This window comes from Nocardia sp. PE-7, from assembly GCF_030486425.1.
GTDB classification, from domain to species: Bacteria; Actinomycetota; Actinomycetes; order Mycobacteriales; family Mycobacteriaceae; genus Nocardia; species Nocardia salmonicida_A.
In genome coordinates, this window is sequence record NZ_CP129614.1 from 2,533,744 (window position 1) to 2,557,645 (window position 23,902).

The 23,902-nt window shown below is 68.9% G+C and carries 24 protein-coding genes; 17 read left to right on the forward strand and 7 right to left on the reverse strand.

Annotation, left to right across the window (positions count from 1 at the left end; all coding sequences use genetic code 11):
* Positions 1–5 precede the first annotated feature (5 nt).
* Both QX204_RS11895 and QX204_RS11900 read left to right on the forward strand, forming a co-directional pair.
* The gene (locus QX204_RS11895; RefSeq protein WP_301906754.1) at positions 6–2,003 is read left to right on the forward strand and encodes a CocE/NonD family hydrolase; all 1,998 of its coding nucleotides are present in this window, start codon (positions 6–8) and stop codon (positions 2,001–2,003) included.
* A 114-nt stretch (positions 2,004–2,117) separates the two neighbouring features.
* Positions 2,118–2,600 carry a gluconokinase gene (locus QX204_RS11900; protein WP_301907976.1) on the forward strand — a complete coding sequence of 161 codons (483 nt, stop codon included), beginning with the start codon at positions 2,118–2,120 and terminating at the stop codon, positions 2,598–2,600.
* On the opposite strand, the gene QX204_RS11905 is transcribed toward QX204_RS11900, so the two are convergent.
* Positions 2,591–3,337, reverse strand: coding sequence for a M50 family metallopeptidase (locus tag QX204_RS11905; protein WP_301906756.1), 747 nt, complete (start codon positions 3,335–3,337; stop codon positions 2,591–2,593). The two genes, QX204_RS11900 and QX204_RS11905, sit on opposite strands and share 10 nt — an antisense overlap.
* 122 nt (positions 3,338–3,459) lie before the next feature.
* On the opposite strand from QX204_RS11905, the gene QX204_RS11910 reads away from it, so the two are divergent.
* Positions 3,460–4,488 (forward strand): SMP-30/gluconolactonase/LRE family protein, encoded by a 1,029-nt coding sequence (locus tag QX204_RS11910; protein ID WP_301906758.1) that lies wholly within the window; start codon positions 3,460–3,462, stop codon positions 4,486–4,488.
* Positions 4,489–4,490: 2 nt separating this feature from the next.
* Here the strand turns inward: QX204_RS11910 and QX204_RS11915 are convergent, their stop codons facing one another.
* Positions 4,491–5,069 (reverse strand): pyridoxamine 5'-phosphate oxidase family protein, encoded by a 579-nt coding sequence (locus QX204_RS11915; RefSeq protein ID WP_301906760.1) that lies wholly within the window; start codon positions 5,067–5,069, stop codon positions 4,491–4,493.
* A gap of 135 nt (positions 5,070–5,204) precedes the next feature.
* Here QX204_RS11915 and QX204_RS11920 point away from each other — a divergent pair, with 135 nt between their 5' ends.
* A complete protein-coding gene (locus QX204_RS11920; protein ID WP_301906762.1) occupies positions 5,205–6,032 on the forward strand; it encodes an NADPH-dependent oxidoreductase in 828 nt (275 codons plus the stop codon).
* Between the two features lie 13 nt (positions 6,033–6,045).
* Here the strand turns inward: QX204_RS11920 and QX204_RS11925 are convergent, their stop codons facing one another.
* Positions 6,046–7,038: an LLM class flavin-dependent oxidoreductase gene (locus QX204_RS11925; protein WP_301906763.1), complete on the reverse strand. Its 993-nt coding sequence runs from the start codon at positions 7,036–7,038 to the stop codon at positions 6,046–6,048.
* Positions 7,039–7,183: 145 nt separating this feature from the next.
* Here QX204_RS11925 and QX204_RS11930 point away from each other — a divergent pair, with 145 nt between their 5' ends.
* A complete protein-coding gene (locus QX204_RS11930; RefSeq protein ID WP_301906764.1) occupies positions 7,184–8,599 on the forward strand; it encodes an amino acid permease in 1,416 nt (471 codons plus the stop codon).
* Positions 8,600–8,724: 125 nt separating this feature from the next.
* Entirely contained in the window at positions 8,725–9,729 is a 1,005-nt protein-coding gene (locus QX204_RS11935; protein ID WP_301906765.1) for a hypothetical protein, read from the forward strand.
* A 5-nt stretch (positions 9,730–9,734) separates the two neighbouring features.
* Here QX204_RS11935 and QX204_RS11940 read toward each other — a convergent pair whose 3' ends face one another.
* Complete coding sequence (locus tag QX204_RS11940) at positions 9,735–10,541, reverse strand: class I SAM-dependent methyltransferase (protein ID WP_301906766.1); 807 nt, start codon at positions 10,539–10,541, stop codon at positions 9,735–9,737.
* A gap of 21 nt (positions 10,542–10,562) precedes the next feature.
* Between QX204_RS11940 and QX204_RS11945 the strand changes: the two genes are divergently transcribed.
* A complete protein-coding gene (locus QX204_RS11945; protein WP_301906767.1) occupies positions 10,563–11,264 on the forward strand; it encodes a hypothetical protein in 702 nt (233 codons plus the stop codon).
* Between the two features lie 29 nt (positions 11,265–11,293).
* Here QX204_RS11945 and QX204_RS11950 read toward each other — a convergent pair whose 3' ends face one another.
* Both QX204_RS11950 and QX204_RS11955 read right to left on the reverse strand, forming a co-directional pair.
* Positions 11,294–12,721, reverse strand: a complete 1,428-nt coding sequence (locus QX204_RS11950) for an MDR family MFS transporter (protein ID WP_301906768.1) — start codon at positions 12,719–12,721, stop codon at positions 11,294–11,296.
* 112 nt (positions 12,722–12,833) lie between these two features.
* Positions 12,834–13,580, reverse strand: a complete 747-nt coding sequence (locus QX204_RS11955; RefSeq protein ID WP_301906769.1) for an IclR family transcriptional regulator — start codon at positions 13,578–13,580, stop codon at positions 12,834–12,836.
* Between the two features lie 212 nt (positions 13,581–13,792).
* Between QX204_RS11955 and QX204_RS11960 the strand changes: the two genes are divergently transcribed.
* Genes QX204_RS11960 through QX204_RS11995 form a run of 8 tightly spaced genes read left to right on the forward strand, consistent with a single transcriptional unit; the run spans position 13,793 to position 21,369 of the window.
* The gene (locus QX204_RS11960) at positions 13,793–14,830 is read left to right on the forward strand and encodes an NrtA/SsuA/CpmA family ABC transporter substrate-binding protein (protein ID WP_301906770.1); all 1,038 of its coding nucleotides are present in this window, start codon (positions 13,793–13,795) and stop codon (positions 14,828–14,830) included.
* A gap of 1 nt (position 14,831) precedes the next feature.
* Complete coding sequence (locus QX204_RS11965) at positions 14,832–15,647, forward strand: ABC transporter permease (RefSeq protein ID WP_301906771.1); 816 nt, start codon at positions 14,832–14,834, stop codon at positions 15,645–15,647.
* The gene (locus tag QX204_RS11970; RefSeq protein WP_301906772.1) at positions 15,644–16,408 is read left to right on the forward strand and encodes an ABC transporter ATP-binding protein; all 765 of its coding nucleotides are present in this window, start codon (positions 15,644–15,646) and stop codon (positions 16,406–16,408) included. Before QX204_RS11965 ends, QX204_RS11970 begins: the two co-directional genes overlap by 4 nt.
* On the forward strand, positions 16,405–17,430 hold the full coding sequence (locus tag QX204_RS11975) for an ABC transporter substrate-binding protein (protein WP_301906773.1): 1,026 nt from the start codon (positions 16,405–16,407) through the stop codon (positions 17,428–17,430). Before QX204_RS11970 ends, QX204_RS11975 begins: the two co-directional genes overlap by 4 nt.
* Positions 17,427–18,527: an LLM class flavin-dependent oxidoreductase gene (locus QX204_RS11980; RefSeq protein WP_301906774.1), complete on the forward strand. Its 1,101-nt coding sequence runs from the start codon at positions 17,427–17,429 to the stop codon at positions 18,525–18,527. Before QX204_RS11975 ends, QX204_RS11980 begins: the two co-directional genes overlap by 4 nt.
* A complete protein-coding gene (locus QX204_RS11985) occupies positions 18,524–19,693 on the forward strand; it encodes an LLM class flavin-dependent oxidoreductase (RefSeq protein WP_301906775.1) in 1,170 nt (389 codons plus the stop codon). The genes QX204_RS11980 and QX204_RS11985 overlap by 4 nt, the downstream gene beginning before the upstream one ends.
* A 15-nt stretch (positions 19,694–19,708) precedes the next feature.
* On the forward strand, positions 19,709–20,428 hold the full coding sequence (locus QX204_RS11990) for a class II aldolase/adducin family protein (RefSeq protein ID WP_301906776.1): 720 nt from the start codon (positions 19,709–19,711) through the stop codon (positions 20,426–20,428).
* Positions 20,425–21,369 (forward strand): ABC transporter substrate-binding protein, encoded by a 945-nt coding sequence (locus QX204_RS11995; RefSeq protein ID WP_301906777.1) that lies wholly within the window; start codon positions 20,425–20,427, stop codon positions 21,367–21,369. Before QX204_RS11990 ends, QX204_RS11995 begins: the two co-directional genes overlap by 4 nt.
* A gap of 58 nt (positions 21,370–21,427) precedes the next feature.
* Here the strand turns inward: QX204_RS11995 and QX204_RS12000 are convergent, their stop codons facing one another.
* The gene (locus QX204_RS12000; RefSeq protein ID WP_063003672.1) at positions 21,428–21,976 is read right to left on the reverse strand and encodes a hypothetical protein; all 549 of its coding nucleotides are present in this window, start codon (positions 21,974–21,976) and stop codon (positions 21,428–21,430) included.
* A gap of 108 nt (positions 21,977–22,084) precedes the next feature.
* On the opposite strand from QX204_RS12000, the gene QX204_RS12005 reads away from it, so the two are divergent.
* A complete protein-coding gene (locus QX204_RS12005) occupies positions 22,085–23,233 on the forward strand; it encodes a sensor histidine kinase (protein ID WP_301906780.1) in 1,149 nt (382 codons plus the stop codon).
* Positions 23,230–23,874, forward strand: a complete 645-nt coding sequence (locus QX204_RS12010; protein ID WP_301906781.1) for a response regulator — start codon at positions 23,230–23,232, stop codon at positions 23,872–23,874. The genes QX204_RS12005 and QX204_RS12010 overlap by 4 nt, the downstream gene beginning before the upstream one ends.
* Positions 23,875–23,902 lie beyond the last annotated feature (28 nt).

A 23,902-nucleotide genomic window follows, 5' to 3' on the forward strand; every position in this document is an offset into this window, starting at 1 on the left:
TACTGGTGACGATCCTCGCGGTGGTCGTCGTGCTCGGCTGCGGCGGTGGTCCCGCGGGCGCGCAGCCCCCGCACGCGCCCGGCGCCGACTGGACCGCCCTGCACGACGGGCCGGGCGCCTACCCCGAGGTCCGGGTGGAGCGCGGCGTCCAGATCACGATGAGCGACGGTGTGGTGCTCAAGGCCGACGTCTACCGCCCCGCCGACGCCGCGGGCGTGATCGAGCAGAAGCCGCTGCCGACCGTGCTCAGCCTCACCCCGTACTCGAAACTGATGACGGGCCTGATCGAATCGGCCGCCGCGATGCCGGGCCTGCAGTCCACCGCCGTCGACATCGTGCGCAGATTGAACCTGTCCACCACCCCGATCAGCGGTTTCGGTGACCTCATGCAGGCGCTGGACGGCGGCATGATCCAGACCATGCTCGGCGTCGACCGCAAACTCGTCCGCGCCGGGTACACCGTCGTCGTGGCCGATGTGCGCGGAACCGGTCTGTCCCAAGGTAAATGGGACACCCTCGGCGCGCGCGAACAGCTCGACACCCGCGAGGTGATCGACTGGGCGGCCACCCAGCCGTGGTCGAACGGCCGCATCGGGATGAGCGGCGGTTCCTACTCCGGCATCAACCAGCTGCGGGCCGCCGAGAACGCACCGCCCGCGCTGCGGGCGATCTTCCCGGTCGAACCCGGCAGCGATCTCATGCGTGACGTGGTCGCTCCCGGCGGCGGCGTGGGCACCACCTTCCTGCCGATGTGGCTGAACTCGGTCAACCAGCTCAAACTCGTCCCCGATATGGCCTCTATGGTCGACGGCACCTTCGACTGGACCTGGTTCAACGACCGCATCGCCGACCCGACCACCAATTTCGACCTGCTCGCCCAATCGCTGCTCACCCCGTCGCTGTCGAATATGCCGCCCGCGCTCGACGGCGCGCTCGACGACACCTCGGCCTTCCGCGAGGCGATCATGGGCCACCCCGAGAACGTCACGGTGCCGACCTTCGTCTACGGCGGCTGGCACGACATCTTCGCCAACAGCGCGACCAAGCTCTACGAGCAGATCCCGCTACAGGCCGGGCGCAAGCAGCTGATCGTCGGCGACACCTATCACGCCAATCCCGGTGCGGGCACCGGTGTTCCCGGCGCACCGCCGCGCCTGGACGTGCTGCAGCGGGCCTGGTTCGACAGATGGCTCAAAGACATCGACAGCGGCGTCGAGGGATTCGGGCCCGTCACGGTGAAACAGCAGGGCGGGAGCTGGATTACGCTGCGGGAGTTCCCACAGCCGGGCGTGACGCATCGCCGCGTCTACCTCTCCGCCGCGCCGAGCGGCAGCACCGAGGACAGCCTGCACGACGGATCGCTCAGCGCCACCGGGCCAACCGAATCCGAAACCCTTACCGTCGCACCGGGTTTGAATCAGATCTGCTCGCGTGACGCGGCGCAGGGCTCGGCGGGTATGACCGCCGCGTTCGATGCCTGCGCGAAGGACTCCCGCATCGCCGAACGCAACGGCCTCACCTTCACCAGCGCCCCGCTGACCGAACAGACGGTCATCTCGGGCCCGATCAACGTGCGACTCAACACGATCCACGACGCCACCGACGGATTCTGGAACGTCACCGTCAACGACGTCGCGCCCGACGGCACCTCGACCGTGCTCACCACCGGCCAGCTCACCTCCTCGATGCGGGCCGTCGACGAGCGCCGCAGCGCACGCTCGATCAACGGCGACTTCACCGCGCCCTTCAACCCGCTCACCGTCGACCGGCTGCTTCCGGTGGTACCCGGCGCACCCACCGATATCGATGTCGCCGTCATCCCGACCCAGGCGGTACTGGCGCCGGGACACCGCTTGCGCATCGACGTCTTCGCGGGCAACGCGCCCAAGGCATTGCCGTTCCGGCCGATGTTGAACGCCAGCGGCCTCGAGCCCCAGCATGTTCTGCTCGACCCCGCGTCGCCGAGCTTCGTCAACCTGCCCACCGACCGCCCGATACCCTGATCGACTCGGGGAGTCACAGCCCCCGGCTACCCTCGATCGAGCGGGATGCGCAGGCACGCCGTGCGGAGTTCATTCGACGAGGAGGTCGCTGTGGTCGAACCTGTCATCGTGGTGATGGGGGTGTCGGGATGCGGGAAGACGACGGTCGGCGCGCTGACCGCCGACCGGCTCGAAGTCCCGTACGCCGAGGGCGACGACTTCCATCCGCAGGCCAATATCGAGAAGATGGCCGCGGGCGTCCCGCTCACCGACGAGGACCGGCTGCCCTGGCTCGACACCGTCGCGGACTGGCTCGTCGACCACCAGGAAACCGGTGGAGTGGCGAGCTGTTCGGCGTTGCGACGGGCCTACCGTGACCGCCTGCGCGCGAAGGCGCCGCAGACCTACTTCGTGCACCTGGCGGCCACCCGCGAGGAACTGCTGCGCCGGATGACCGGCCGACTCGGCCATTTCATGCCGACGATCCTGCTGGATTCCCAGCTCGACACCCTCGAACCACTGCAATCCGACGAAGCGGGCATCACCCTCAATGCGCTACAACCGCCAAGCGCGCTCGTCTCCGAGGCCGTCGACGCCTGGATCGCCGATCACCGCTGAAGCAGCGGATGTAGCTCCTCGACCGGCGCCAGCATCAGCATCGCGCCGAAGACCAGCGCCGCCAGGCAGACGGCGCTGAAGAACATCACCCACAGCACGGCGGGCAGGTGCGTCAGCCGGGCGAGTTGGTCGGCGTCGGAATCGGTACGCCCCGGCTGACTCCGGCGACTCGCTTGCAGCTCGAACACCGGCCGCACCCCGGCGGCCAGCAGGAACCACGCCGCCAGATACGCGAACCCGGCCTGGAGCAGATCGCTGCCGAACCAGGACACCCCGAACACCAGCGCACCGAGCAGCAGCACGGTGAGCAGCCCGTACATATTGCGCACCTTGATCAGCACCGCGGCCAGCATCACCAGTGTCGCCCACAGCATCACCGTGACCCGGCCCGTCCCGAGCAGCGCCGCGTAGCCGAGCCCGAGCAGCGCGGGCGCGGGATACCCGGCCGCCGCGGTGAGAATCATGCCGGGACCACTCGGTTTGCCGCTGGACACGGTCAGTCCCGAGGTATCGGTGTGCAGCGTGATCGCGTGCAGCCTGCGCCCGGTGAGCAGCGCGACCAACGCGTGGCCGCCCTCGTGCGCCACCGTCACCGCGTTGCGGGTCAGCCGCCATAGTGGCCGGTACGCGACCAGCACCAGCGCCACCGCGGCGGAGGCGAGCACCAGCCACCACGCGGGAGCTGGCTGAGGTGCGATGAGATGATCGAGCAGCGAGCTGGCGGATCCGGTGTTCACCGCCGCACTTTAGCCGTCCGAGGGCTCGCCGCGCAGGCTGCTGCGCTCTACTCGATCGGCGACGCGGACATTCGCTGCGCGAGTGGCACTTCCGACCGAGCTGCCCCTGTCCCATCGGTCCCGTGGCGCCTCTCGCCGTGGTAGCAATGGGCATGCAGATGCGCCCTCACCGCTGGACACCGCCGCGCCCCACCGCTCGTGCGCGCCGGACCCACAGCGATCCGCCGATGCCGCCGGTCCGACTGTTGCCGCTGCCGGGAAGTGGCCCGGAGGACGTCGTGGTGCTGCCCGACGGTCGGCTCGTCTCCGGAACCGACGACGGTGCGATCTGGCGCGTCGATCCGGCGGGCGGCGCGGTCGAGCGGATCGCCGACGCCGGTGGCAGGCCGCTGGGCATGCACGTCGACGCGGACGGCTCCCTGCTGATCTGCGTAGCGGGTCGAGGCATCCTGCGCCTGGCCGAGGCGGGCGCGGAACCAGAAGTCGTCGTCGGTGAGATCGACGGCGCCCCGATCATGTTCCCCAGCAATGTGATTCGCGACGACGACGGCACGATCTACTTCACGATCTCGTCGCGGCGGTGGCCGTTCGAGGAGTGGATGACCGACATCCTGGAACATTCCGGGAGCGGACAGCTGGTCCGTCGCGATCCGGACGGACGCCTCGAGGTCCTCATCGACGGTCTCCAGTTCGCCAACGGTCTGGTGCTCGCCCCGGACCGATCCTGTGTGCTGGTTGCCGAGACCGGCGCCTATCGGATCACGCGATACTGGCTGACAGGTCCGCGCGCCGGTACCACCGACTACCTCGCCGAGAACCTGCCCGGCTCACCCGACAACATGCTGCTCGGCAGCGACGGGCTGGTCTGGGTCGGCATCGTCTCGCCACGTAACCCGTTGCTGGACATGCTCTTCCCGCTCCCCGGCATCCTGCGCCGCATCGTCGACGCGCTGCCGGATCGTCTGACGCCCGCGCCCGTCCGGTCGGTCTGGGTGCTCGCGGTGGACTTCGACGGCACCATCGTGCACGACCTGCAGCGTGACGGCACCGACTACGCATTGGTCACCGCGGTGGCCGAACACGACGGCGCCCTCTACCTGGGCAGCCTGTCCGAATCCGCAATCGCGGTGACCTCGGTACCGGTGAGCTGACCTCAGCGGCGAACGGTGGACGGCAGCGGATGGTCCGGTTCGAGCGCGGGCAGCCCGTCGATACTGGTGGAGTTGTCACCCGCGATGCGACGGGCGAAGTCGGCGTCGGTACGGCGGGTGTGGGCCTCGTCGAGGACTAGGCGCTCCTCGACGAGGTCGAGTTTGGGCACCGACCAGCCGCACGAGTCGGCGATGCGCTCCACCGCGATCGTCACCACCGCGCGGACACCGGGGTGTCCGGTGCCGAAATTTTCACGGAGCGTGTCGAATTCGTGGGAGTCGGGACGAACGACGCGTCCGGTGCCGAACAGTCGCAGGATGCGGGTGGTGCGGGTGAACGAGCAGAACATCACGGTGATCCGGCCGTTGTCGCGCAGATGGGCGATCGTTTCCGAACCGCTGCCGAACAGATCGAGGTAGGCGACGGTGTGGTCGTCGATCACGGCGAAGGTGTCGCGATAACCCTTGGGAGAGACATTGACGTGGCCGCCCGCCGACGGCGCGGTGCCGATGAAGAACATCGGCTGATCGGTGATGAATGCCCGCAACTTGTCGTCGATCCGATCGAACACCTTGCCCATGACGCACTCTCTCGTCCCGCCAGTCGGCAGGCTCCCCACATCCACCTTATCGACGGCCCCCACCGGGAGGACCGTTCGGTTCACGCTGAGGGTTACCGCAGACGGCGACCCGCACCGTATCCGACGATATCTTCCATGACGCAGACCGCTCCAAGCCCCGTCCATCCCGTGCAGCAGCGCTACGCGGACCCGGCCACCGAGATCCCCGCCCACTGGAATCCGGTGCTCGAGGTAGTGCACGCCCACAAGTCGGTGCGCCGCTACCTTCCGGATGCCGTGTCGCCGGAGACGATTCGGCTGCTGGTCTCGGCCGCGCAATCGGCTCCGACCTCGTCGAACCTGCAGGTGTGGAGCGTCATCGAGGTGCGTGACCCGGCGCGCCGGGCCAGGCTCGCTGCGATAGCGGGTGGTCAGGTACATATCGAGCAGGCGCCGGTGCTGCTGGTGTGGACCGCCGACTTCGCCCGGCTGCGTCAGCTCGCCGACGATCACGGCGCACCGCTGGAAGGCGCGGACTATCTCGAATCCAGCTACGTCGGCTTCGTCGACGCCGCGCTGGCCGCGCAGAACGCGGTGGTCGCCGCCGAATCCCTCGGCTTGGGCACGGTCTACATCGGCGCGCTGCGCAACGACCCGGAAGCGGTTGCGGCCGAACTGAATCTGCCCGATCACGTCTTCGCGGTCTTCGGTCTGGTCGTCGGCCACCCGGACCCGACGGAGGGCACCAGGGTCAAGCCGCGCCTACCGCAGGCGGCGGTGCTGCATCAGGAGACCTACGACCTGCCCGCCCAGCGCGAGCCGGTCGCCGAGTACGAACAGCGGATCGGCGCTCTCTACACCGATCAAGGTCTGCCGTTCTCGTGGACCGAGCGCACCCTGGCCCGTCTGGCCTCGGCGGCCTCGCTCAACGGCCGCCACCGCCTGCGGGAATCCTTGGTACTCAGGGGATTCCGACTGCGCTGAGCGCGCGGACCACTCAGCCGTCGATCGCTTTCTTCGTCAGGTCGAGCGAGCGGATGCGGGCGTCGAGGTCGTAGACGAGGGTGTTGAGCATCAGCTCGTCCGGGGAGGTGGCGTCGAGCAGTTGCGCCGCCTGGGCCCGCACCGTCTCCGGCGAACCCTGCAACTGCGCGGCCCTGCGCTGGGCGGCGAAGTGGCGTTCGGCGTCGTTGCCGGGGAAGCCCGCGGCCTGCTCCGGCGTGGCCAGTGCCTGCGGGCGCCCCGAGCGCAAATTGGCGAAGGCGAGATCGCGGGGTGCGGCGAGGCGGTCGGCCTCGGCGTCGGTGTCGGCACAGATCGCCGAGACCGCCACGATCGTGTACGGCTCGCTCAGGGTCTGCGAGGGCCGGAAATTGTCACGGTAGAGCGTCAGCGCGGCCACGGTGTTGTCCGGCGCGATGTGATGGGCGAACGCGAACGGCAGCCCCAGTACCGCGGCCACCTGCGCGCTGTAACCACTCGAACCGAGCAGCCACACCTCCGGTTCGGCGCCGAGGCCGGGGCTGGCCACGATCCCCCGGGGATCGGCGCCACGGAAGAATCCGATCAGCGCCGTGAGTTCCTGGGGAAACTCGTCACCGCCGAGTCCTTCGGCACTGCGGCGCAGGGCACGCGCGGTCACCGGATCGGTGCCAGGTGCCCGTCCGATCCCGAGATCGATCCGTCCGGGATGCAGCGACTCGAGCGTGCCGAACTGCTCGGCGACCACCAGGGGCGGATGGTTGGGCAGCATCACCCCACCCGAGCCGACCCTGATCCGCGAGGTGGACGCGGCCAGATGGGCCAGTACCACAGCGGGCGCCGCGCTCGCGATGCCGGGCATGTTGTGGTGCTCGGCCACCCAGAATCGGCGAAAGCCCTGCTCCTCGGCGTGCTGTGCGAAGCGCGTAGTGGCATGCAACGCCGCACCCGCCGTCGCATCGGACTGCACCGGTGCCAGATCCAGAACCGACAGCGTGACGGCGCTCATGAGCCTCCTCGAGTTGTGTATTGCCCCTATCGGAGCCAACCCGCGCCGGGCCGCCGGTATTTCCGCGCACCGGTGGTGGTGACACCGGCCACGGTAGCGGGGCGGTAGCGTGCACGACTGATCGACGCTAAGGAAGGACTGCTCCATGTCAGCCGATGGCTCCGGCCTCTCCACCGATGCCCCCGTGGCGTCCGCCCCTACGGCCGAATCGGAGGGATACGAACGCGGCCTGAACCCGCGCACCATCCAGATGATCGCCATCGGCGGGGCGATCGGCACCGGCCTGTTCTACGGCTCCGGCGCGGCGATCGAACAGGCGGGCCCATCGCTGATCCTGGCCTATCTCGCCGCCGGTCTGGCGATCTTCGTCATCATGCGCGCGCTCGGTGAGTTGCTCACCTACCGCCCGGTCTCGGGCAGCTTCGCCGAGTACGCCCACGAGTTCCTCGGCCGGTTCGCCGGGTTCGCGACCGGCTGGTCGTATTGGGCGGTCTGGGTGTCCACCTGCATGGCCGAGATCACCGTGGCGGGCCACTACGTGCAGTACTGGTTCGACATTCCGCAGTGGGTGACCGCGCTGGTCGTGCTCGCGGTGCTGTTCACCGCCAACCTGATCTCGGTGCGGTTCTTCGGTGAGGGGGAGTTCTGGTTCTCGGCCATCAAGGTCACCGCGATTTTGGCGATGATCCTGATCGGCATCGGCGTGCTCGTGTTCGGCTTCGGTCATGCCGCCGACCCGACGGTGACCAATCTGTGGGCCGATGGCGGAATGTTCCCGCACGGCTTCGGCCAGACCCTGCTGGTGCTGCAGATCGTGGTGTTCGCCTACGTCGGTGTCGAGTTGGTCGGTGTGACGGCAGGGGAGGCGCGTGATCCGAAGACCACCCTGCGCAAGGCGATCAACACCCTGCCGTTCCGGATCGGCCTGTTCTACGTCGGCGCGCTCGTGGTGATCATGTCGGTGGCGAGCTGGCGCAGTTTCCACGCGGGCCGCAGCCCGTTCGTCGAGGTCTTCGAACAGATCGGCATCCCCGCCGCCGCGGGCATCATCAATTTCGTGCTGCTCACCGCGGCGCTGTCGTCGTGCAATTCCGGCATCTACTCCACCGGCCGGATGTTGCGCAGCCTCGCGCTGCGCGACGAAGCGCCCGCGCGGTTCGCGACGCTGAGCAAGCAGTCGGTGCCGTTCACCGGCATCTGCGCGTCGGCGGGCGCGATGGTGATCGGCGTGGTGGTGAACCTCGTCTCGCCGGACAAGGCCTTCGCCTACATCACCTCGGTGAGCACCGTCGGGATCATCGTCGTGTGGGGTGTGATCCTGGTGTGCCACATCAAGTATCGCGCCCAGGTTCGCGCCGGCGAGCTGCCCGGCAGTGACTATCGACTGCCCGGTGCGCCCGTCACCACGTGGGCCGCACTGGGTTTCCTCGGGTTGGTCGTGGTGCTGTTGCTGTGGACCGACGGTGGCCGTACGGCGCTGATCGTCGGCGCGGTGTGGGCGGCACTGGTGTGTGCGGGCTATTACGCCTTCGGCCGTCGCGACGCCGTGCACGCCGAATAGCTCCGTTTGCTGGAAAGCCGCTGGCAGAGAGGCGTTTTCTGTCATACCCCCCCGGTATCGTCGAAGTGTCACACAACCAGCCCGGACGCGAGCGTGGCCGGGCGGTGCGAGAACGGGGGCACACGATGAGTGACGAGAACAGCGGCGATCTGCGGCCGCCACGCCAGCACGGAACCACCTGGCGGGAATCGGAATACCGGGTACTGGCCGACGATCTGCGCGCGGGCGCCGATCTGGCCCGCACGGCGATCACGGTCGGGCGCACCGAATCGGCGGTGCGCAGCGCACTGCGCAATTTCGTGCCGCCGGAGGAACGGGTACCGACCGCCGAACGAGAACGCTGGATCCGCACACGCCTTGTCGCCGAGCCGGAATGGGACTGGTGGGCGGTGGTGGTCGACCATCACCGCCGCTCCCGCGGCGGCCTGTGGTTCACCCGCCACGAGCACTGCGCCCGCATCGGCTGGCGCAGACGCACTCCCATGCCCGCGCTCGCTCAGGAACTGGCCACCTCCGAACTCTCGGTCGCCGAGCTGTTGCGTTCGCTGGGTCTGGTCGACAGCATCGAGGAAGCCGCCGACCGTCTCGGCGCCACCCCAGGCCTCGCGCTGGCCAAACGGGTCACCGCCCGCCGTGACGAAGCCGTCGGAGCCCGCTGGATCCTGGTCGTCGACGGCGCCGCGGGTACCACCCGGCCCCGCAACGCCCCGGTCCGGCGACAGCTGTCGCTGCACGAGACCCGCGCCGACGCCGAAGCCGAACGCGACCGAATCCTGTCCTGGCACAACCGAATCGGCCCGGACGAACCCGACTCACCCGTCTGGTGGACCATCGCCGAACGTGGCCTGGGCGCGGCAGTCGGCCATACCCGGTGCGGCACACACGATCCCACCGCCACCGGCGGCCGAATCCGCGCCGAAGCCCTCACGGTCGGCGACATCATCCGCGTCCCGGTCCCCGACGGCGGCTTCCTACAGGACCGCATCACCGCTATCAGTCAATCCGCCGCGGGCGCGTCGATCGTCGTGGACTTGGCGCCGGTCGCCAACTCACGCGTCCGGCGAGTCGTCGAATTCGACTCCGACGAGGTCGTCGATGTGGTGCGCAGAGCGGAGGAGCGCTCGGCGTAATGGGCTCACCGGGGTGTATCCGCGCGCCGGACCGCGCGGATCACCTCGGTACGCAGGGGAAAATCGAACTCGCCCTCGGCGGTTTCCGGCGTCGCGCGCAGGTAGTCGAGAATTCGGCCGAGCACTTCGGCTCGTTCTTGCGCGGAGATGACCACGGTGTGTGAATAGGTGCCGATGGACGCGGTCAACGATTCGGCGGTCCGCCGCTGGCTGTGTGCGAACTCGGCGTACTCGAACGGGCCGAACAGTGGATGCGCGGGCAGCCCGTCCTCGGACGACGACGGCGGAAACGATGCCGACGAGCGAGAGGCATCCCCCAGCCCCGCAACCCACTCGACCTTGTCGTCGTCGTTGTTCCAGAACGCGGCGAACACCCCGTCCGCACGCAGCACCCGCGCGATTTCGGGAAAAGCCCGCGCTTGATCGAACCAGTGGAACGCCTGCCCGGCGAGCACCGCGTCCACCGACCCGTCGGCCAGTGGAATCTCTTCCGCCGCACCGGAAAGCGCCGTCACCCCGGGATGGAGACGAACGAGTTCGGCCCGCATCCCCTCATCGGGCTCCACCGCGATCACCTCGACCCCCGCGGCGAGCAAACCGCCGGTGAGCTTGCCGGTCCCCGCCCCCAGATCTAGAACGACAACCCCTGCCCGTTCCGCCACCGTCTCCAGCGCCCACCGAATCCCCGCCGCCGGATAGTCCGGCCGATACTGGGCGTAGACGGCGGCCTGGGCGCCGAACGATCCCGCCCGTCGCTTCCGGCGCTGGACCTCGTCCGCGGTCCTGTCCTCAGAATTTCCGAATCCCACCATGGTAGGAAGCTACCGACCGCCGTGGTGCTGCGGAACGATCGCGCGGGTGGTGAATTTTATTGGGGTGCAGCGAGAATGGTCACCATGGATTGGACCAATGTGGCAGTTGCCTCGATCACGGTCGTCGGCACGCTCGGGGGCGGCATCGTAACCCAGGCTTTCGCGATTCGGAGCAAGCGAATCGATGCGAAGGTGCAGCGCGACAATCGGGCGGAGGAGTTGCGGGAACTCACCCGAAAAGAGGCCACCGACGAGAAGCGGACGGTCTACGCGGGCCTCAACACCACGGCGCATTCCTGTCGAGCGGCCATCCGGCACTACCTCGACGAGAAGTGCGGCGGGCGCACCCCTGATCACGCCAAGTTCGAGGCAGCGCGGGAGGCGCTGCGCGACACCTATTCCCGTGCGCAGATGGTGCTGTCGGACCGTGCGCTCGATTTCGCGTCCGAGGTGAATCGGTGCCTCGACGTCGGCCATCGCGCATCGCTCGAGCTCGACGAGAACGACGCCGTGTCGGTGGCGGCCCTCTATCGCTTCGTGGACGACTCGCTGGGCTTCGGTGTCCGCCTGCTACGTCGCGCGATCCGGGAGGATCTCGGAATCGAACCCGGGGTCGACGCCGATCTCGACGGCCACCTCGTCACGCTCAGAGCCAGGCGCCACGAGTTCGTCAGAAGGGACACCGCCGACGCGCCGGCCCACCAGCCCGAGCTCCTCGGCTGAGGTGACTCGCGCCGACATCGAGCAGTGGATCACGGCACACTGACCGCCGCTGCACCGTGACCGCGACCCGGCATGGTCGCGGCCGCGATCAGCATGACGACAGCCATAACGAGCATCGCGACGAAGACCAGGTGGATGCCGTGGGCGAGTTCACCGGGTGTGGGGCGGTCGGGGTCGTGGATGCCGGCGTTGACGATGGCGCCGAACACCGCGACGCCCAAGGCGCTGCCGAGGGAGCGGGCGAACATGTTGGCGGAGGTGACCACACCGCGTTCGTGCCATTCGGCGCTGGCCTGGGCGGCGATGAGGGTAGGCGAGGCGACCAGACCCATGCCGCAGCCGATCAGAAAGCACGAGGCCGCGATCTGCCAGGGGCTCGACTGCGCGCCGACGAGCAGGGTGGTCGCACAGCCGAGCGCGGCGATCGTGCTGCCGACGATGCCGCTGATGCGGAACCCCCAGCGCAGGTACAGCCGTCCGGACAGGGTCGCGGCGAGCGGCCAGCCGAGCGTGAGACCGCCCACGGCCAGTCCGGCCACCAGCGCGGTGGTCCCGAGCACGCCCTGGGCGAAAGTCGGTACGTACGAGGTCAATCCGAGGATGACGGCGCCGACCAGCAGGGAGACGGTGCTGCTCGCGATCACCACGCGCCGGGTGAAGATCCACAGCGGCAGAATCGGATTCGCGGTCCGCAGCTCGACGACCGCGAACAGCGCCAGCACTGCCACGCTCCCCACGAACAGGGTGAGCGAGACCGGTGAGGTCCACTCCCAGGCCTGGCCCCCTTCGAGCAGGGCGAGGATCATGGCCCCCGCGCCGACGGTGAGCAGGATCGCGCCGAGATAGTCGATGCGCTGGGTGCGGCGCACCGCCGACTCGGTGAAGTGGCGCACCAACATCCAGGCCGCGACCCCGCACAGCGGAAGATTGATCAGAAAGATCCACCGCCAGCTCAGATGGTCGGCGAACATTCCGCCCAGCAGCGGACCGAGCACGGCCGAACTCGCCCACACCCCGGCCAGGTAACCCTGGATCTTGGCGCGTTCGGTCAGGGTGTACAGATCACCGGCGATCACCATCGTCATCGGCTGGATCGCGCCGGCCCCAATGCCCTGGATCGCCCGGAAGGCGATGAGGGCCACCATGCTCGTGGCCAGTCCGCACAGCAGCGACCCCACCGCGAACGCCGCGATCCCGAACAGGATCACCGGCTTGCGCCCGACCATGTCGGCGAGCTTGCCGTAGATCGGCACCGTCACCGCCTGCGCGAGCAGGTAGATCGAGAACAACCACGGGAACATCGCGAACCCGCCGAGAGTATCGGTGATGGTGAGCACCGCTGTCGCGATGATGGTGGAGTCGAGGGCCACCAGCCCGGTGGAGAGCATGAGCGAGGCCAGGATCGGACCTCGTTCGGATCGCAGACCGACAGCCGGGCTCGCGGTATCGGTAGCCACCGAGGTCCTTTCGTTGCATCGACTAACCACTCGGATTCACGGTATCGGGGGCGCGACCGTTTCCGCGCGGCATTTTCCGAGGGTGTGACGCGATCGGTGTCGGGGGAGGTGTTCAGTCGGCGGCGAACCGCGCGGCGATATCGGCCGCGGTGACCTTGGCCAGTTGGACGAAGAACGGCACCCGCTCGTCGATCATCAGCGTCGCGGGTCCGCGCATGCCGAGCGCGAAGCGGCAGCGGCCCTGAGAATCCAGGATCGGCAGGCCGATGGTGCGGAATCCTGGATCCAGTTCGCGATCGTTGAACGCGTAGCCGCGCTCGCGCGTCGTGATCAGTTCCGCGCGCAGTTCCTCCGGGCTCGACACCGAACGCTCGGTGCCCTCTTCGTAGGGCAGCGCACGCAATTCGTCGTCGTCGGCTTCCGACCAGGCCAGCAGCGCTTTGCCGAGGGCGCTGGCGTGCAACGGAAGTCGTACGCCCTGGAGTTTGTGCCCGTCGCTCTCGCGCCACCGGCTGGTCCCGAGCAGGACGGCGTGGATGCCGTGGCGGGTGGCCACCGAACCGGTCGCTCCGGTGGTGGCGGCCAGTTGCTCGAGGTAGGGCTCGGCGAGGTAGATGCGGTGCTGGCGATAGGCGATCTGACCGTATTCGGCCAGCGCCCCACCCATGCGGTAGCGACTGGACTCGGCGTCCTTCTCCAAGAACCCGGCCTGCACGAGCGCGCCGAGCAGGCGATGGGTGGTGCTGACCGCCAGGCCCTGGGCGCGGGCGACTTCCGAGACCCCACGCTCCTCGCCACCGCGGAAGCAGTCGAGTACCGAGAGGGCCCTGGTCACGGTCTGCACGCTGGAGGTCTCCACAGAGCCGACGGTAACACAGGTGTTCGAGCCGATGACCTCCCGATTTTCCGTTATGTGGAAAGTCGGTGCCCGAGAAACCGCGTCACCTGCCATAGAACGACAAGTCCACCGCTGTCAAGCTTTCCGATCCGTGGAAAGGCATACCTCGTTCGAGACCACACCCGCTCCTACGCTGCGAAGGCATCAACCCCCAGTCCCGAACAGGAGCCCCGATGTCCCGCAGGCTGCCGGCCTTCTCGCGGATCGCCCTCGCGATCGTCCCCGTCGTAGCCCTCGTCGCGGCGTGTGGCTCCGACTCCACGCCGGAACAGGGAGCGCAAGCCTCGTTCGTTCTCAAGGTCACCGATCCGGGCAACAGCGGCCCACTCGCGGTCGGCAAGCGCGACGGCACCTTCGACGCCGCACTCGCCCCGCTGGGCGCCAAGATCGAATGGGTCAGCACCACACCGGGTTTCAGTTCCATGTTGAAGCTGTTCAACACGAGCGAACTCGATGTCTCCGGCGCCGCGTTCAGTCCTGTCGTCGGTGCGCTGTCCAAGGACGTCGGCGTGAAGATCGTCGCCGTGGCCGACCCGGCGGGTCAGGATCAGAGCGGCATCGTGGTGACCCCGGAGTCGGGCGTGACCACCGTGGCGGGTCTGGTCGGTAAGCGGATCGCGGTGAATCCCGCGGGCAAGGGCGAGTACATCACGCTCAAAGCGCTGGCCCAGGCAGGCATCCCGGCCGACAAGGTGACCCGGGTGCCCCTGCAGCAGAAGGACGCCGCGTCGGCCTTCGCGACCGGCAAGGTCGACGCCTGGGCATCGTTCCTGGTGCCCTACCAGGAGGCCAAGGCCTCGGGCGCCAAGGAGATCGCCACCGAGAAGTCCGTCGGCTCCAAGGACAACACCGTGGTGGTGTTCCGCACCGAGGTCCTCGACAAGCGCCCCGATATCGCCGCGAAGTACCTGGAAGTCCTGCAGGGACTCACCGCCAAGCAGAAGGCCACGCCCGCCGACTTCGAGAATGTCTTCGAGAAGACCGGCCCGCGCGCGCTGACCGGTGACCGGCTCGCCGACGCGGTCCGGGTCGGCGGCGAGGTCACCGTGCCCCGCCTGCCCGCCGAATCCGATGCCACCGACCTGGCCGACGTGGTGAACACCTTCGCCGACAACGGCGTCATCTCCCGCCGGATCACCGCCGACGACATCTTCTACGACCTGAAATCCAAGCTCACCCCGGAGCAGCTCGCCGCACTGAAGGGCAAGTGAGGTGAGCAGCCTCGCACTGGCCCCGCCCCGGGCGCGCGTCGCCCGGCAACGGCCCAGATGGTTGTCGCTCGGCCTTCGTGCTGTTCTCCCCGCCGCGATCGTGCTGGTCTGGTGGGTGGGTTCGGCGAGCGGCGCGATCTCGCCGCGGGTGATCGCGGGCCCCGGCGCGGTCTGGTCGGCGTTCGTCGAACTGTTCGACAGCGGCCAGCTGGTGGAGTTCGCGCTCGCCTCGTTCGGGCGCGCGGCCGCCGGTGTGGCGATCGGCGTCGGTGTCGGGCTGGTGCTCGGCCTGCTGTCGGGCCTGTCCAGCCTCGGTGAGGAACTGGTCGATTCGACCATGCAGATCGTGCGGGCGGTGCCGTTCCTGGCGTTGGTCCCGCTGTTCATCGCCTGGTTCGGCATCGACGAGCTGTACAAGATCCTGCTCATCGCGGTCGCGACGACCGCGCCGATGTACGCCTACACCTATCTCGGCGTGCGCAATGTCGACCGCAAGATGGTTGAGGCGGCCCGCAGTTTCGGGCTCACCGGCACCCGGCTGGTGGTCGAGGTGATCGTGCCCGCCGCGCTGCCCGGGATTCTGATGGCGCTGCGGGTGTGCCTGTCGATCAGCATCACCGCGCTCATCGCCGCCGAGCAGGTCGGCACCCAGCAGGGCGTCGGCTACCTGGTGACTCTCGCTCAGGAATACAACCGCACCGACTACATGGTGCTGTGCGTCGTGCTCTACGCGCTGCTCGGCCTGGTGTTCGACGCACTCGTGCGGCTCGCGGAACGCTACGCGATGCCATGGCGGAAGCAGGTGGCGATCCGATGACGACGACAACAGCCGCGCCGGTCCAGGTCGAGACCGAAGCACCGGCCCCGGTCGCGGTATCGATCACCGGTCTGCGCAAGGCGTTCGGCGAGAAGACAGTTCTCGACGGAGTCGACCTGACCATCCGGCGTGGCGAGTTCGTGGTACTGCTCGGCCCGAGCGGCACCGGCAAGACCACCCTGCTGCGTCTGCTCACCGGACTCGAAACCCCTGATGCCGGTGAGGTATTGGTCCCTTCCCGACGCACGACGGTCTATCAGGAGCCCCGGCTGATCCCGTCCAAGCGGGTGCTGGCCAACGTCATCGTCGGCCTGCGGCGCGGCAAGCAGCAACGCGAAGCCGGTCTGCGCGCACTGAACGAGGTCCACCTCGACGGCAAAGCGGGCCAGTGGCCCGCCACGCTGTCCGGTGGCGAAGCCCAGCGCGCCGCACTCGCCAGAGCACTGGTGCGGGAACCGGAACTGCTGTTGCTCGACGAACCGTTCGCGGCCTTGGACGCGCTCACCCGGCTCCAGATGCAGGACTTGGTCGGCGATCTCGTCGCCCGGCACCGGCCCGCCGTCCTCATGGTCACCCACGACGTCGACGAGGCGATCCGCCTCGCCGATCGCGTGATCATCCTCGACCACGGCCGTTTCGCCGTCGACGAGGTCATCGACCTACCCCACCCGCGCGATCACGCGGCACCCGAAACCCTCGGCTACCGCACGCAATTCCTCGCCCAGCTCGGCGTCGGACCACATACAAGGAGCCTGTCATGACCGAAACCCTGTGGTACACCCGCTGCCCCGTGCCGACCGCGAGCGGTCTCGCGCACAGCCTCGGCTGGCTCGGCGAGACCGCCGCGAGCGCGGGCCTCGAATTCGGTGTCCTGCAGGACGCCGGTCCCGAGCTCGCGGGCCACCACTTCTCCCACGACCTGTCCGGCCTGATCCGGGAGGGCGGTAATGTGCCCGCCCTGGCCGCTCGCGCGCAGGGTTCGCCCACCCGCCTGATCGGGCTCACCTGGATCGACGAGTCCCAGGCGATCCTGGTCGGCCCCGATTCGGCGGTCACCGACGCGGCGGGCCTGGCCGGTCTGCGCGTCGGCGTCCCCGCGTGGGCCCAGGACCAGGCGCGCAGTTTCCCGCGCGCGATGGCGTTGCACGGCTTCGCCAACGCGCTGCGCCCCGCGGGGCTGACCCTGGCCGATGTCCGGGTCGTCGAGCTCGATGTCGAGCGGGACCCGCAGGTGCGCACCGCGATCCAGAGCGCGCGGCGCTCGACGACGTGGGGCGTGGACGAACTCCTCGACGGCAAGGTCGACGCCATCTACGTCAAGGGCGCCCGCGCCCAGGAAGTGGCGAAGGAGAACGGGCTGCGCGTCGCGGTCGACCTCGACTCCTCGGCCACCAAGCACCTGCGGGTCAACAACGGGACACCGCGTCCGATCACCGTGCACGCCGACCTGCTCGAATCCCGGCCCGAGGTCGTCGTCGGCTTCCTCGCACAGAGCCTGCGCGCCGCCGACTGGGCCGCCGGTGATCTCGACGGTGTGCGCGCGGTGCTGCAACGCGAAACACTGTCCGGGCCTGCGGGAGTCGCCGCGGCCTACGGCGACGAATTCCATCGCGGCCTGCATCCCTCGCTCACCGCCGAACGCGTCGAACTGCTCGGCGTGCAGAAGCAGTTCCTCTACACCCACGGTTTCCTGGCCGCGGACTTCGATCTCGACGCCTGGGTCGCCCCTGAGCCGTTGGCTCGCGCACAGGAACTCATCGCCGCCGAGCGGGTGCCCGCATGACCGAGTTCTCCTGGCGGCTGCCCAGCCGCGGCGACGGCCGCCGTGCGAAGCCCGAACTGCGCCGTCGCGGTGGCTTCGGCCCGCCGACGGCGCCTACCGAGGCCACCGATGTCCGGCCCGGCCGGTTCGGTCCGTTCGACGATCTCGCCCAGATCGTCGATGCCGCCGAGCTCAACGGCTTCGACGGTGTCCTCGCGCCCTACGACCCGCTCGGCGAGGAATCCTGGATCGTGGCGGCCGCGGCCTTGCGCGCCACCCGCTACACCCAGGTCACTGTCGAATTCCAGCCGGCCTTCGGCACGCCGGTGTACGCGGCCAAGGTGTCGGCGACCCTGCAGCGACACTCGGCAGGCCGACTGAACTGGCGACTGGCCGTCGACACCGACGAAGCCGAGGCCCGCTCGCGCGGCGACCGCGTCACCGGCGACGAGCGTTACGACCGCGCCGCGGAGTTCCTCACCGTCGCACGCGGCGTCTGGAACGAGAACGAGGTCGTCGCAGCGGGATTCGCGGGTACCGGCTTCGACTACTCCGGCCGCTACTACGACGTGATCGACGGCGGATTCCGCGGAATCCTGTCCGGTCTGCCGTTCCCGAGCGTGCACCTGAGCGGCAGCTCACCGGCCGCGCTGGCACTGTCGGCCGCGCACGGTGACCTGCACCTGTTCGCGGAGAGCCCGGACGGAATCGCCGGTGCCGTCACCGAATTGGGTGAGCGCGCCACCGCCGCGGGACGCCGGGTACGGGTCGGTCTGGAGCTGCCGATCATCGCCAGGGAGACCGAGGACGAAGCCTGGGCCAGGGTCCACCGGCAGTGGGCCGAATCGGGCCGCTCCGGCACCGCGGCCGAACACGCGCTCGGCGACGGCCGCTGGGCGGGCTTCGACGCCCTCGGCTACGACCAGCCCATCGGCCTGGTCGGCAGTTACGAGCAGGTGGCACAACAACTCTCGGACTATGAGCGCGTCGGCGTGGAGGCCTTCGTGCTCGCCGGACACCCGAATATCGAGGAAATCCATCGCGCGGGCGAGCATCTGCTGTTCCTCGCCGACCCCGCAGGCCGCACTCTCACCACCGCGCAGGAGCTCACCGCATGACCATCGACGTCTATTGGCGCATCGGCATGGAAGGCGACCACGCTTCCCTGCGCACCCCGCGCCGCTACAACCGGGGCAATGCGAGCGGCTACGGACCGGGTAACATCGCACCGGCCATCCGCGACGGCGCACTCGATCAGTACAGCTATCTCGACCACGTCGTCGCGGTCGCGAAAGCCTCGGAATCGGCGGGTTTCCTCGGCGGGCTGCTGCCGTCGTTCCCGGTCACCGACGACCCGTGGGCGGTGGCCGCCGCGCTCGCCGCCGAAACCACCACCTACCGCTTCATGGTCGCCTTCCAGCCAGGCTTCCTGCACCCGGTGCAGGCGGCCAGGATGTCGGCGAGCCTGCAGCGCGCCACCGGCGGGCGACTCGTCTACAACATCATCAGCGGTGGCGGCGGTCCGGCCCAATTGTGGTGGGGCGACAAGGTTTCCCATGACGACCGCTATGCGCGCACGAGCGAATTCCTCGACGTGCTGCGTGGGGTATGGGACGGCGAACCCTTCGATCACGACGGCCGCTTCTTCAGCACCGAGGGCGCCGCCCTGCCGCCCGGCCTGGCCGGACAGCCCTTCCCCGAGGTGTACTTCTCCGGCTCCTCGGGTGCCGCCGTCGCCGCGGCGGGGCGCCATGCCGACTACTACCTGTCCTGGCTCGAGCCCTACGCCGACCTGCGTGCCAAATTCGACGGTGTGCGCCGCAACGCCGAAACCACCGGCCGCACACCGAAGTTCGCGGTCCGCATCGACATCGTGGCCCGCCACACCGAGGAAGCGGCCTGGGGTGAGATCGAGAAGGGCTGGGCCTTCGTCGACCGCGACGCCGCCAACCGCGCGGCGCAAGGCGACTCGGTCGGCGCCGCGCGCATCGCGGGCTGGGTGCCCGAAACCATCACCGGCTACCGCGATCTGGAAGTCCAGCCCAATGTGTGGGCCGGATTCAGCCTGATTCGCGGTGGCCCGGCCTTCGGCCTGGTCGGCAGCTACGAACAGGTCGCCCAGCGGCTCGACGAACTGATCGACCTCGGCGTCGACGCCTTCATTCTCGCGGGCAACCCGCACCTGGAAGAGGCCTACCGGGTCGGCGAGGAAGTCCTCCCACTGCTCGGCCGTTCCCGGCTCACCACCCCGTCCACCGAGACCGTCCTCGCGACGGCCCGATAACGCAGGAGTCCTTCGATGACCACCACCGAAACCCGTCTGCCGGAGGCTGTCACGGCCTTCGTCGATGCGGTCACCCGCGACGCCGACACCGCGTTCCGGGTTTTCCGGGAAACCGGAACCGTCACCGGCAATGGCACCGTCAACTTCGTCGAGCGGGTACCCGGCGAGGAGATCGCCGTCGCGCTCAACGAGCCCGGCCCGTGGGCCGACGACCGCACCGTCGAACCCGTCGTCGCCACCTTCGACGGAGAAGTGCTGTCCGGCAGGGGATCCGCCGGGTTCGTCACCGGCTACGCGAAGGTGTTCCGCGCGCACCCCGAGATCACCTCCGTCGTCCACATCCACACCCCGTGGCTCGGCGGCTGGGCGCAGACCCACCGCACCCTGCCGATCCGCTACGCCGCCTCGCAGCGACTCACCCTCTCGCGCGAGATCCCGCCGCACATCGACCGCACGATCGGCGCGGGCGACTTCATCCTCGGCCGCCTCGAGGTCGACCCGCACCTGGTCGCGATCTTCGAGGCCAACGGCGGCGCCAATGTGATCGGTCGCGCCGGTCTGCTGGAGCTGGCGAAGTTCGTCGTGCTGCTCGAAGAGGGCGCGCAGTACCAGGCGATCGCCGAAACCCTGGGCGGCTCGGTCGAATTCGATCCCTCGAACCTCGCCGTGCAGTGGCAGCGCAGCGGCCTGGCCGACGAAGCCCGTCGCCTCGGCCTGATCGGAGACGCGCGATGAGCATCCGGGTCGGCTATTTCCCGCACAACAACTCGCTGTTCGTCCTGCGCCACCGCGGGATCCTGGAACGATCTCTGCCCGAGGTCGAATGGGTCGACCTGCGCGCTCTGCCGCAGCCTGAGCGCGTGGATCCCGAAACCGCGCTGCCGAGCGAACATTCGGACTGGCTGTTCACCGAGGGCGGCTACGACATCATCGGCACCGGCTTCACCCCGCCGATCACCGCGCTCGCCAACCAGCGCGACATCGTCTATCTGGGTATCTCGGGTCCCCGAGTGGAGAACGGCAGGCTGGTCGCGACCGCGGCGAGCGGCATCACCTCCGCCGCGGATCTGAAAGGCAAGCGGGTCGGCATCGCACACGGCTCGTGGCAGACCACCCTGTTGCTGTTCGCCCTCGATCAGGCCGGTCTCACCTGGGCCGACGTCGAACCGGTCGACGTCGATGTGCGCGGTGGCGGCGCCGCGCTGCTGGCCGGTGAACTCGACGCCTGGGTCGGCACCTACCCCGGCCTGCGGGAAGTGGAGGCCGCCACCGAACTCACCACGCTGGTCGACACCGCCTCGGTGTTCAGCCACCCGTCGCTGTGGTTCACCCGCCGCGACCTGGCCGAAGGCAACCGTGCCGCGGTGGAAGCGGTACTGGCCGCACTGCAGGAGTCCGATGCCTGGATCGCCGCGAACCCCCGCGAAGCGGCGCGGTATTTCGTCGACGACGCCGAGTCACGCGGCGTCCCCGCCGACCTCGACGCCTGGGAAGCAGCGCTGCGCGGCCGTCCGTTCGGCGTACACCCGGTGAGCGAGGACTTCCTCGACGAGCAGCAGCGCGCCGCCGACCTCCTCGCGGCGAACGGGCTGCTCCCGCGCACGGTCGACGTCCGGTCCGCGGTGCTGCCCTGGATCGGCGAGGTCGTCACCGAACAGGCTGCCGCCACCGCCTGAGCGATCGAGCACCGGGACTCCGGGGTGATCGGCTCGATCACCCGGAGTCCCGCCGGCCTCAGCTGCCGCGAGACCCGGTGACCCATACCGGCCCGGTGATCAGCCAGATCACGGTGATCACACCGAGGCTGCCGAAGACCCCCATCAACTGCTCGCGCTGCTCGGCATCGGCGACCGTGTAGCTCAACACCACAGTGAGTGCGCCGGCGATGGCGGCCGCACCGAGCCACCGGGAGAAATCGGCCCACTCCTTGCGGGTGCGCTCGGGCCCGTACTTCGGGACCTTCACCGGAACCGGCCCCCCGGCGAATCGGTGGGCGAATCGCTCATCGGCCCAACGGATCATCCGCCCACCGAACATCACCGTGCAGCCGAGATAGATCCCGGCGACCCGATGGGCGAAGGTCACCTCGCCACCACGATGCAGGTCGATCGCCACCGCGACCACCAGCACCACATCCAGCACCGGCACCAGCGCCAGCGTCACCGTGCTCGCGCGCGGCAGCCGGATCACATAGCGCAGCAGCAAACCGCCCACCACCAGCACCCAGAAACCGACTTCGCACGCGGCGATCGTCAGCAATACGGGGTTGTTCAGTTCGTCCATCTCCTCACTGTGCCCGCCACGCCGGGCCACCGTCGTCCCGCTTCGGGCCGTTGTCCGGTCCGCCTTTCGGGGGACCCGTCGCGTGCGGGCGGTGTGCTGAAATGGGGCATGCCACCACCGCGCACGCTCCTGAGCCGGCTCGCGGACGTCTTCGACAGCGCGACCGCCGCTGCGGTCGGGGTGTTTCTGGTGGGGCTGCTGCTGTGGGCCGCCGGGGGCTGGGCGGTCGTGGTGGACCGCGACCTGTACCCCCCGCCCGCGAAATTGGTGCTGTTGTGCGCGGCGTTCGCGATCCAGCTGACCGCGCAACGCAGGCCCGCCCTCGCCTTCGGTCTGATGATCGTCCTGCTGGCCGGTGACTTCGTCTACGGTCCCTCGCTGCCGCTGTGGATCGCGCTGACCGATGTGATCTTCCTGGCCGTCAGCACCGGATCGGACCGGCTGGGCGCGGTGGTCGGCTGGTTCTCGCTGACGGTCACCCTGGGCGGATCGCTGCTGGCGCTGACGGTGGTCGGCGTCAGGGCGGCGCTGTACACCGGTCTGATCGGGGTCGCGCTCACCTGGTCGCCGCTGGGATACGCGCGTGCGGTGCGAGCCTCGCGCCGCACCGTCGACGCCGAACGCGACGCTGCCCGCGCCGAGCTCACCGCTCTCGACGCCGAACGGTCCGCCGCGATCGGCGAGGAGCGCAGGCGGTTGGCCCGAGACCTGCACGACGCGGTGGCGGGCCACGTCTCCGCCGTGGCGATCCTGGCCGAAGTGGCGCAGAAGGATCCCGGCAATATCGCGGTCCTGCAGACCATCCGTTCGGGCAGTCTGGCCGCACTCGAAGAGATGCGAACCACCATCGAACTGTTGACCGCACCCGACGACACCGCGGTGACCACGCGGCTCTCCTCCCTGGACCGCCTGATCGACGCGGCCGAGGCCGCGGGCGGTGCGGTGACCTTGCGACGGCCCGCCGACCTCGAACTGCCCATCGCGGTCGAAGCCGTGGTCACCCGGATCCTGGGCGAGACCCTGGCCAATGCGACCAAACACGCGCCCGGCGCACCCCTCGACATCGAATTGCGCCGCGATGCGACAAGATTGGTGATGACCGCGACGAACTCGATCCCACCGGGAGCGGCTCAGGGTCAGGGAAACGGATTGCGCAACATGATGTTTCGCGCGGAATCGGTCGACGGCACGATCACCGCGGGCCCACACGACGGCACCTGGCGCGTATCGGCGCGAATTCCTCTGGGGGACAAGTGACAGTGACCGTGCTGGTGGCCGACGATCACGCCACCATCCGGGCGGGCCTGAAAATGCTGCTCGAGGTCTCCGGTCGAGTACGGGTGATCGGGGAAGCGGCCGACGGCGCCGCCGCGGTGCGGCAGGCCCGCGCGTTGAGCCCCGATGTGGTGCTGATGGATGTGCGTATGCCGCGCGTCGACGGGCTGGAGGCCACCGCCGCCGTCGTCGCCGAGACCAGCGCGAAAGTGCTGGTACTCACCACCTTCGCCATCGACGAATACGTCCTCGGCGCGCTGTCGGCCGGTGCGAGCGGGTTCCTGCTCAAGTCCGTCGGCGGCGACGACCTGGTCAGTGCCGTGCTGGCGGTGGCCGAGGGGGACGCGGTCCTCGACCCGAAGGTGACGCGCGCGGTGATTGCCGCGCTGCCCCGCGTGGCCGACACCCCGCCCCCGCCGGACCTGTCCGCGCTCACCGACCGCGAACGGCAGGTGCTCGCCGGCCTCGGCGCCGGTCTGTCCAACATCCAGATCGGCACACGTCTGCGCATCGGCGAGGCCACGGTGAAGACGCACGTCTCCCGGGTGCTGAGCAAGCTCGGCGTGCAATCGCGCGTGCAGGCCGCGGTGATCGCATCGCAGTCCGGTCTCGATCTGCTCTGATTTCGAACGGGGCGAAACCGACGATGTC

What these genes read in the sequence shown, in the direction of transcription:
- QX204_RS11900 (WP_301907976.1), top strand. Translation starts at nt 2,118, where the DNA reads ATGGGGGTGTCGGGATGCGGGAAGACGACGGTCGGCGCGCTGACCGCC.
- QX204_RS11915 (WP_301906760.1), bottom strand. Translation starts at nt 5,069, where the DNA reads ATGGGCAAGGTGTTCGATCGGATCGACGACAAGTTGCGGGCATTCATC.
- QX204_RS11920 (WP_301906762.1), top strand. Translation starts at nt 5,205, where the DNA reads ATGACGCAGACCGCTCCAAGCCCCGTCCATCCCGTGCAGCAGCGCTAC.
- QX204_RS11925 (WP_301906763.1), bottom strand. Translation starts at nt 7,038, where the DNA reads ATGAGCGCCGTCACGCTGTCGGTTCTGGATCTGGCACCGGTGCAGTCC.
- QX204_RS11930 (WP_301906764.1), top strand. Translation starts at nt 7,184, where the DNA reads ATGTCAGCCGATGGCTCCGGCCTCTCCACCGATGCCCCCGTGGCGTCC.
- QX204_RS11935 (WP_301906765.1), top strand. Translation starts at nt 8,725, where the DNA reads ATGAGTGACGAGAACAGCGGCGATCTGCGGCCGCCACGCCAGCACGGA.
- QX204_RS11940 (WP_301906766.1), bottom strand. Translation starts at nt 10,541, where the DNA reads ATGGTGGGATTCGGAAATTCTGAGGACAGGACCGCGGACGAGGTCCAG.
- QX204_RS11960 (WP_301906770.1), top strand. Translation starts at nt 13,793, where the DNA reads ATGTCCCGCAGGCTGCCGGCCTTCTCGCGGATCGCCCTCGCGATCGTC.
- QX204_RS11970 (WP_301906772.1), top strand. Translation starts at nt 15,644, where the DNA reads ATGACGACGACAACAGCCGCGCCGGTCCAGGTCGAGACCGAAGCACCG.
- QX204_RS11975 (WP_301906773.1), top strand. Translation starts at nt 16,405, where the DNA reads ATGACCGAAACCCTGTGGTACACCCGCTGCCCCGTGCCGACCGCGAGC.
- QX204_RS11980 (WP_301906774.1), top strand. Translation starts at nt 17,427, where the DNA reads ATGACCGAGTTCTCCTGGCGGCTGCCCAGCCGCGGCGACGGCCGCCGT.
- QX204_RS11985 (WP_301906775.1), top strand. Translation starts at nt 18,524, where the DNA reads ATGACCATCGACGTCTATTGGCGCATCGGCATGGAAGGCGACCACGCT.
- QX204_RS11990 (WP_301906776.1), top strand. Translation starts at nt 19,709, where the DNA reads ATGACCACCACCGAAACCCGTCTGCCGGAGGCTGTCACGGCCTTCGTC.
- QX204_RS11995 (WP_301906777.1), top strand. Translation starts at nt 20,425, where the DNA reads ATGAGCATCCGGGTCGGCTATTTCCCGCACAACAACTCGCTGTTCGTC.
- QX204_RS12000 (WP_063003672.1), bottom strand. Translation starts at nt 21,976, where the DNA reads ATGGACGAACTGAACAACCCCGTATTGCTGACGATCGCCGCGTGCGAA.
- QX204_RS12005 (WP_301906780.1), top strand. Translation starts at nt 22,085, where the DNA reads ATGCCACCACCGCGCACGCTCCTGAGCCGGCTCGCGGACGTCTTCGAC.